Origin of the sequence: Romboutsia sp. 1001216sp1, from assembly GCF_039841805.1 — a bacterium.
Classification (GTDB): domain Bacteria; phylum Bacillota; class Clostridia; order Peptostreptococcales; family Peptostreptococcaceae; genus Romboutsia_C; species Romboutsia_C hominis.
The window spans coordinates 179,102-185,222 of record NZ_JBDPHA010000004.1; the positions used below are offsets into that span (position 1 = coordinate 179,102).

A 6,121-nucleotide genomic window follows, 5' to 3' on the forward strand; every position below is an offset into this window, starting at 1 on the left:
TAACCATATTAAGTATTAACAGTAAATAATAAAGATAAACCAATAATAAAAACAACTATATATCCTAGTATATCTATTTTTGTAAATGATTTAAAATCTTTAAAAAATTTATAAAGTACTCTAATTAATATAATTACAACAAATACGCTAATTAGAAAATTATAAGAACTAAAGTTGGTATTAGGTAAAAATATAGCATCAAATGTACTTAAACCTATGGCAAGTAATAAAAATATTATAAATTGCTGTTTATCAGTTAATTTCAAATAATCACCTCAGAAGTATTATATATTACTAGGAAAAAACTTACAAATAAATATAAAGGGGGATAAACTAATGAGAAAATTTTTAGAGGCTAATATAACTCATAATACAAAGAAAATGAGTAAATATGAGTGGTTAAAGGAAAGGGGAAAAGGTATAGGTGGAAGTGATGCATCTAGTGTAGTTGGGCTTAATCCATACAAAAGCTCTGTAAGTGTATATTTAGAAAAACTTAGCTATATAAAAAATAACATAAACAATACAGATGATAAAACTATAAATAGTATATTAAATAAAAATACACAACATATTGAAGATACTATTTATACAAATTACAAAATAGAGCTAGGTAATAAGTTAAAGGATTTTGTAGCTAAGGAATTTGCCTTAAAAACTAATAAGAAAGTCAGAAATATTAATGGGATACTTAAAAATGATAAATATCCATTTGCAATAGCAAATATTGATAGAGCTATTGTAGGAGAAAAAGCATTTTTAGAGTGCAAGGTAAGTGGAAGCTATTTTAAAGGAGAATGGAAAAATGGGGTGCCAATTAATTATAAAGTACAATGTTATCATTATATGGCAGTTACAGGAGCTACTCATTGTTATGTAGCAGCACTTATAGGTAATGAAGATTTGGTTATTCATAAGATTGATAGAGATGAAGAAATAATAGAAGATATTATGAAGTTAGAGAAAATGTTTTGGGAAAAGTGTGTACTAGGAGATAATATCCCAATACCAGATGGAAGTGATGATTATTCAAAGGTACTTAAAAACCTTTATAAAGAAAGCAAAGAAGAAGAGATAATACTATTTGAAAAGGAAAATTACTTAAATAGATATGATGATGTAGTAGGTCTTATAAAAGAGTTAGATAGTGAGAAAAAGGCTATAGAACAATATATACAAAGTCAAATGAAAGAGTATGAAATAGCTTATATTGGGGATAGAAAAATTAGTTGGAAAAAGCAAAGTAAAAATATATTAGATTCTAAAAGATTAAAAAAAGAACATCCTGATTTAGCTAAAAAGTACATGAAAACTACTACATCAAGAGTGTTTAGAATTTAAGGAAAAATTAATTATGGATTTAAAAGCTTAAAATTAGGGGGATTAATATGGCAGTTTATAGGCATATACACATAGATTATTGGCAAGATGGTTTTGTACTTGATTTAACACCAGAGGAGAAATATTTTTATATTTACCTTATGACAAATAGCAAGACTAGCCAATGTGGGATATATGAATTACCTAAAAGGATTATAGAAACAGAAACAGGATACAACAGAGAAACAGTAGAAAAGCTTCTTAAAAGATTTGAGGACTATGGAAAAATTATTTATAGTGAGGAAAGTAAGGAGATTTTTATTAAGAACTGGCTTAAGCACAACAAGGTGGTAAGTCCAAAGGTTAAAAAATGCGTAGAAAAAGAACTTTTAGATATTAAAAGCATTGACCTTATAAATTTATTTTTAAAAGAATGTCATAGGTATGGATACGCTATAGACATAAAAAATAAAAATATTACCACTATGGATAGTGTATCTATACCCATAACTAAAGTAGAAAATAACTTTGAGTATGGGTATGGGGAAAAAGAAAAACAAAAAGAAAAACAAAAAGAAAAAGAAAAATATAGAGATGGTGAGATAAATAGGGGTGGTAGTGATGGAAAGTATAAAAATGAGTCTAAAAAATTTAAATGTACCACAAAATATGAAAAAGAGGATGGAGTATTTTATAAAAAGCCAAGTGAAGAACAACTTAGAAAGTTCAGAGAAGAACTTAAAAGAATATAGATGTTATAAGTGTAGAGATATGACTTTTATTATAAATGATGGTGTAGCAGTTCCTTGTAGTTGTAGAAAAGTTAGAGAAGCTGAAGATATTTTAAAAAAGAGTGGAATAAGTGAAAAGTTTAGAAATAAAAGATTTGATAACTTTGACTACTCAGTAGATATGATTCTAATGGATGCTTATAAAAAGGCTAGTGATTATGTAAAGTTTTTTAATGAAATTGAAAATGATAGAGGAAATTCTATTATGTTTTTAGGACAAGTAGGATCTGGTAAGACTCACTTAAGTCTTGCTATTTGTAATGAGCTTATGGATAGTGGTGTTGGTGTTGTGTATATGGGTTATAGAGATGTTATAACTAGGCTTAAGCAAAATATTATGGATGAAGTTTATTATAACAATGTTATGAATAGGTATAAAAATGCTAGAGTTCTTTTGATTGATGATTTGTTTAAGGGTAGGATAAGCCATAGTGATGTTAATATTATTTTTGAGATTGTAAATCATAGGTATTTTAATAATTTGCCTGTTATTGTAAGCTGTGAAAAGAGAGTTAGTGAGCTTATGGATATTGATGAGGCTATTGGCAGTAGGATTGTTGAGATGTGTGGTGATTATATTTGTGAGATTAGAGGAAAGAAGCTTAATTATAGAATTAGGGGATAGAGAAACTAAGTTTATATAATATGAAAATTGAGATATATTACAAAATTATGTAAAATAATAGTAATAAAAAATTATTAAATAAAAGGGGAGTTATATGAAAAAACTTATTATATGTCTTTGTTTTATATTATCAATATTTTCATTAGTTAGCTGTAATAAAGGAAAAGTATCTAATGATATTAAAATTGAAGTTAGTGAATCTACTAAATTTTCTAAAGAGGAAATAGATAATGCAATTAAATGTGTTAAAGATAATTTTAGTTTTGAAGGATCTACTTTAACAAAGATATGGTATGATGAAGAGAAATCTAATCATTGGGTTGATGCTTATTTAGAATATGGACGTGGTTTGGAAAATGGAGCTAAGGGAGAAAATGTTATTGTTTTACTATCAGATTTTGATGTTGATGGCTCTGGTGATAATCCTGTTTTAGAACCAAATACCACATACACAGACTATCAATGGGTATTGATAAGAGATAATAAAGCAGGCAATTGGAAAATTGATGATGCGGGTTATTAGAATTTAATTAATTATAAATAATAAAAAATCAAGAATTTAAGCAATAAAAAAGACAGGTTTCCGATGCCTGTCTTTTTTAATTAGTGAAAATTATATTAAATAAAAAGAATAAAAAATAATAATGGATTTATTTTAGTAGGATATTTAAAGTATGTCCTAAAATGGAATTAATATACAAAAAATTTGTAAATAAATAATTAGAATAAAATATATTAGATGATTTAGACGTAATTATAAATCATAAAAAGTATGGATATATCTTAGAATAATTGTAAATGTTTTCATTTGAGATTCAGGTAAATATAAAATATGGTATGATATTACAGTTAAAAAATAAATATTGTTTATAAATTATAAAACATGAGGGATAAAATGAATATAGTAAACTTATTAGGAATAACGTACAAAGAAGATATAATAAGCAACTTAATAGTTGGATTAATAAATGAATCTAAAGTATTTAGAAACTCATTTATTAAAAATATTTTAAATATAGAAAATCCATCAGATTTTAAAGTTAAGGCTTATACAAGAATAGCAACATCAGCTGGTATTCCAGATATAATTGTAACATTAGAAAATGAAAAAGATTCAAGATTATTAATAGTGGAAAATAAGTTAAAGGCAGATGAAGGGTTTAATCAAACTTTAAGGTATTCAGATGAAAAATGTATAAAAGATTTAGTAGATAATAAGTTATTGGAATTAAAAAATAAAGATTTAACAACAGAGTTTATATTTTTAACTTTAATTCCTGAACAAATACCTACTGGGGATAAATTTAAAAACATAACATATAAAGATTTAATTGAAAATGTAGACGTAGATATTGAAGATGAAGTATTAAAAAGAGTATATTGTGATTTTGTATCAATATTAAAAGATTTCTATAAAGATTTAGATATTAATGAATATGATAAACTTATAGATAGTTGTTTTAATGAAGAAGATAAAACTAGGGCATTTATAAAGTTTAAAAATATAGTAAAAAATATAAACGGTAAAAGTGGACTAAGTGTTAGAGAAATTGGAAAGGCAGGTGGAAATGGTAGGTTAAGTTATTATGCAAAAATATCTAAAGATAGTTGGATAGGAAAAGAGGAAGCACGATTTATAAATAATACTTATAAAATAACAAAAGATTGTTATGATATACATCTAGAAGCATCTTTTGATATTTTTAATAAAAAGATGACATTACCTCTACATTATGAACCTAGACCATATATACCTAGAAAAAGATTAATAGAAAAAACAAATGAAGAAGATTATCAAAAATATATAACTAAAAGAGATTATGTAAAAGGTTTAGTACATAATGAAATTCATGAGCTTGGAGATAGTAATATAAAACCTTACAACGGGTCTAACACGATAGCATCTATTAATATACCAATAGATGAAAATATCACAATTAAAGAGTTTATAGAGTCAATTGAAAAGTATATGATTATAGTAGAAAACATAGTAGATAAGTGTTTAAAGTAGGCCATGAGTAAATAGAAGTTGATTTTATGATAACTTAATATAAACAACAAATGAGCTGTATTTTACAGCTCATTTATTTCATTCCTATTATATTTTTAGATAACTCATTAATACTATCAGATAGAACCTGAAGCTTTCCTTCAATCCTTACAAGCAAATACATACTAAGGGCTATAGGAAAGCCAACAGAAGCTATAAGAGTTTGTAATTCAGAATTCATAAAAACACATCCTTTCAATAAATTAAAAGCTATGCTAAAAATAGCATAGCCTTATTAACTATAAAACCAAGTCGTACTCAGTAGTTCCAGTTTCAACAACTTTAGCCTCTACTAAAGATGCAAAGTTTTCTCCACCTGGTTTAAATATATTTTTAGAAAGTATAGTAGTCATAGCTGTTTTTATCTCTGATTCAGTTAAATTTTCTCTAGGGTCATCTACTGATATAGAAACTTTTTTTCCTGATGTTGTCATAAAGCTCATTAATAATTTCTTTGTAATTTCCATAATACACCTCCATATAATTTAATAACCTATTCTGATAATGTAGTGTTATCTATTATAGCTACTTCAAGTAACGTATTATTTTGAAGTGATGCTATAACAGATCCAACAGCATATACATCATCATCTGTTGCTTCTGGGTCAACATTAGAGTAAGTCTTACTTTTTACCTTTGTCTTTCCAGTTACATCATCCATACCACAGTCAAATCTTATCTTTAATCCTGATAGATTTTTAGTTGCTACTACTGCCATAATCATTCCCCCTTTTTTGTAGTTCTTGATAATAAGTATAGGTATTTTGAGTTTTAATAGAAATTAAAGTTTTTTATAAAAAAATTTAAATACCTATGTATGAAAACACGACGTAGGGTATTGTATTTTATAATTAAAAATAGAAGGAAGTATATTAAAAAATATTGAAAGTTAAGTATAATTTAAGTTAAAGGTGGAGGTGCTATTTTATGCTAGATTATTTGACTAAAGATGATTTACCAGAGTCTATTAAGGATTTAGCTGATGTTATTGGAATAGATTCCTTTAAAAAGCTTGTTAAGTTTGCTGGGGGAAGTAGCGTATACATTCCTAATGAAAGTAGTATTACTAAATCTGTTAGGAATAAAATTATGAAAAAAGATTTTAATGGTAATTACAAGGAACTGTCTAGAAAATTTGGCATAAGTGAAGTTCAAGTTAGAAATATTATAAATGACAAAATTGATAGAATTTAAAAAAATTAGGTTACAAAATTATTAAAAAATTAAATTATACATTATAATAAAAATATATTTATATATTTATTGATAACAAAAATACTAACTATATAAATATAGTATTTAAATATTAGAAAAATAACTAAACTTAAATAATTA

General features: G+C 25.6%; 10 protein-coding genes. 6 read left to right on the top strand and 4 right to left on the bottom strand.

The genetic code is table 11. From position 1 onward, the window contains the following. Positions 1-8: 8 nt before the first annotated feature. On the bottom strand, positions 9-266 hold the full coding sequence (locus ABHC41_RS06390) for a hypothetical protein (RefSeq protein WP_092924681.1): 258 nt from the start codon (positions 264-266) through the stop codon (positions 9-11). Between the two features lie 70 nt (positions 267-336). On the opposite strand from ABHC41_RS06390, the gene ABHC41_RS06395 reads away from it, so the two are divergent. From ABHC41_RS06395 to ABHC41_RS06415, 5 genes are all read left to right on the top strand, one after another. Continuing rightward, positions 337-1,341, top strand: coding sequence for a lambda-exonuclease family protein (locus tag ABHC41_RS06395; protein ID WP_195237311.1), 1,005 nt, complete (start codon positions 337-339; stop codon positions 1,339-1,341). A 47-nt stretch (positions 1,342-1,388) separates the two neighbouring features. Continuing rightward, complete coding sequence (locus ABHC41_RS06400) at positions 1,389-2,072, top strand: replication protein (RefSeq protein ID WP_195237312.1); 684 nt, start codon at positions 1,389-1,391, stop codon at positions 2,070-2,072. Continuing rightward, positions 2,002-2,736 (top strand): ATP-binding protein, encoded by a 735-nt coding sequence (locus tag ABHC41_RS06405; RefSeq protein WP_176698709.1) that lies wholly within the window; start codon positions 2,002-2,004, stop codon positions 2,734-2,736. Before ABHC41_RS06400 ends, ABHC41_RS06405 begins: the two co-directional genes overlap by 71 nt. Before the next feature lie 94 nt (positions 2,737-2,830). Continuing rightward, positions 2,831-3,259, top strand: coding sequence for a DUF4829 domain-containing protein (locus ABHC41_RS06410; RefSeq protein ID WP_271892276.1), 429 nt, complete (start codon positions 2,831-2,833; stop codon positions 3,257-3,259). 372 nt (positions 3,260-3,631) lie between these two features. Next, complete coding sequence (locus ABHC41_RS06415; RefSeq protein WP_271892274.1) at positions 3,632-4,747, top strand: hypothetical protein; 1,116 nt, start codon at positions 3,632-3,634, stop codon at positions 4,745-4,747. Positions 4,748-4,820: 73 nt separating this feature from the next. Here ABHC41_RS06415 and ABHC41_RS06420 read toward each other — a convergent pair whose 3' ends face one another. From ABHC41_RS06420 to ABHC41_RS06430, 3 genes are read right to left on the bottom strand one after another with little or no spacing between them, the layout of a single operon-like run. Then, positions 4,821-4,967, bottom strand: coding sequence for a YvrJ family protein (locus ABHC41_RS06420; RefSeq protein ID WP_195581322.1), 147 nt, complete (start codon positions 4,965-4,967; stop codon positions 4,821-4,823). Positions 4,968-5,025: 58 nt separating this feature from the next. Beyond that, a complete protein-coding gene (locus tag ABHC41_RS06425) occupies positions 5,026-5,253 on the bottom strand; it encodes a DUF2922 domain-containing protein (protein WP_092924693.1) in 228 nt (75 codons plus the stop codon). A 26-nt stretch (positions 5,254-5,279) separates the two neighbouring features. After that, positions 5,280-5,504 carry a DUF1659 domain-containing protein gene (locus ABHC41_RS06430; RefSeq protein WP_092924695.1) on the bottom strand — a complete coding sequence of 75 codons (225 nt, stop codon included), beginning with the start codon at positions 5,502-5,504 and terminating at the stop codon, positions 5,280-5,282. Between the two features lie 209 nt (positions 5,505-5,713). Between ABHC41_RS06430 and ABHC41_RS06435 the strand changes: the two genes are divergently transcribed. After that, on the top strand, positions 5,714-5,980 hold the full coding sequence (locus ABHC41_RS06435; RefSeq protein ID WP_092924697.1) for a Mor transcription activator family protein: 267 nt from the start codon (positions 5,714-5,716) through the stop codon (positions 5,978-5,980). The last annotated feature ends 141 nt before the right edge of the window (positions 5,981-6,121 follow it).

Bases quoted from the DNA above. Each gene is read 5' to 3' on its own strand.
- ABHC41_RS06395 (WP_195237311.1), top strand. From the start codon at position 337: ATGAGAAAATTTTTAGAGGCTAATATAACTCATAATACAAAGAAAATG.
- ABHC41_RS06400 (WP_195237312.1), top strand. From the start codon at position 1,389: ATGGCAGTTTATAGGCATATACACATAGATTATTGGCAAGATGGTTTT.
- ABHC41_RS06405 (WP_176698709.1), top strand. From the start codon at position 2,002: ATGGAGTATTTTATAAAAAGCCAAGTGAAGAACAACTTAGAAAGTTCA.
- ABHC41_RS06410 (WP_271892276.1), top strand. From the start codon at position 2,831: ATGAAAAAACTTATTATATGTCTTTGTTTTATATTATCAATATTTTCA.
- ABHC41_RS06415 (WP_271892274.1), top strand. From the start codon at position 3,632: ATGAATATAGTAAACTTATTAGGAATAACGTACAAAGAAGATATAATA.
- ABHC41_RS06420 (WP_195581322.1), bottom strand. From the start codon at position 4,967: ATGAATTCTGAATTACAAACTCTTATAGCTTCTGTTGGCTTTCCTATA.
- ABHC41_RS06425 (WP_092924693.1), bottom strand. From the start codon at position 5,253: ATGGAAATTACAAAGAAATTATTAATGAGCTTTATGACAACATCAGGA.
- ABHC41_RS06430 (WP_092924695.1), bottom strand. From the start codon at position 5,504: ATGGCAGTAGTAGCAACTAAAAATCTATCAGGATTAAAGATAAGATTT.
- ABHC41_RS06435 (WP_092924697.1), top strand. From the start codon at position 5,714: ATGCTAGATTATTTGACTAAAGATGATTTACCAGAGTCTATTAAGGAT.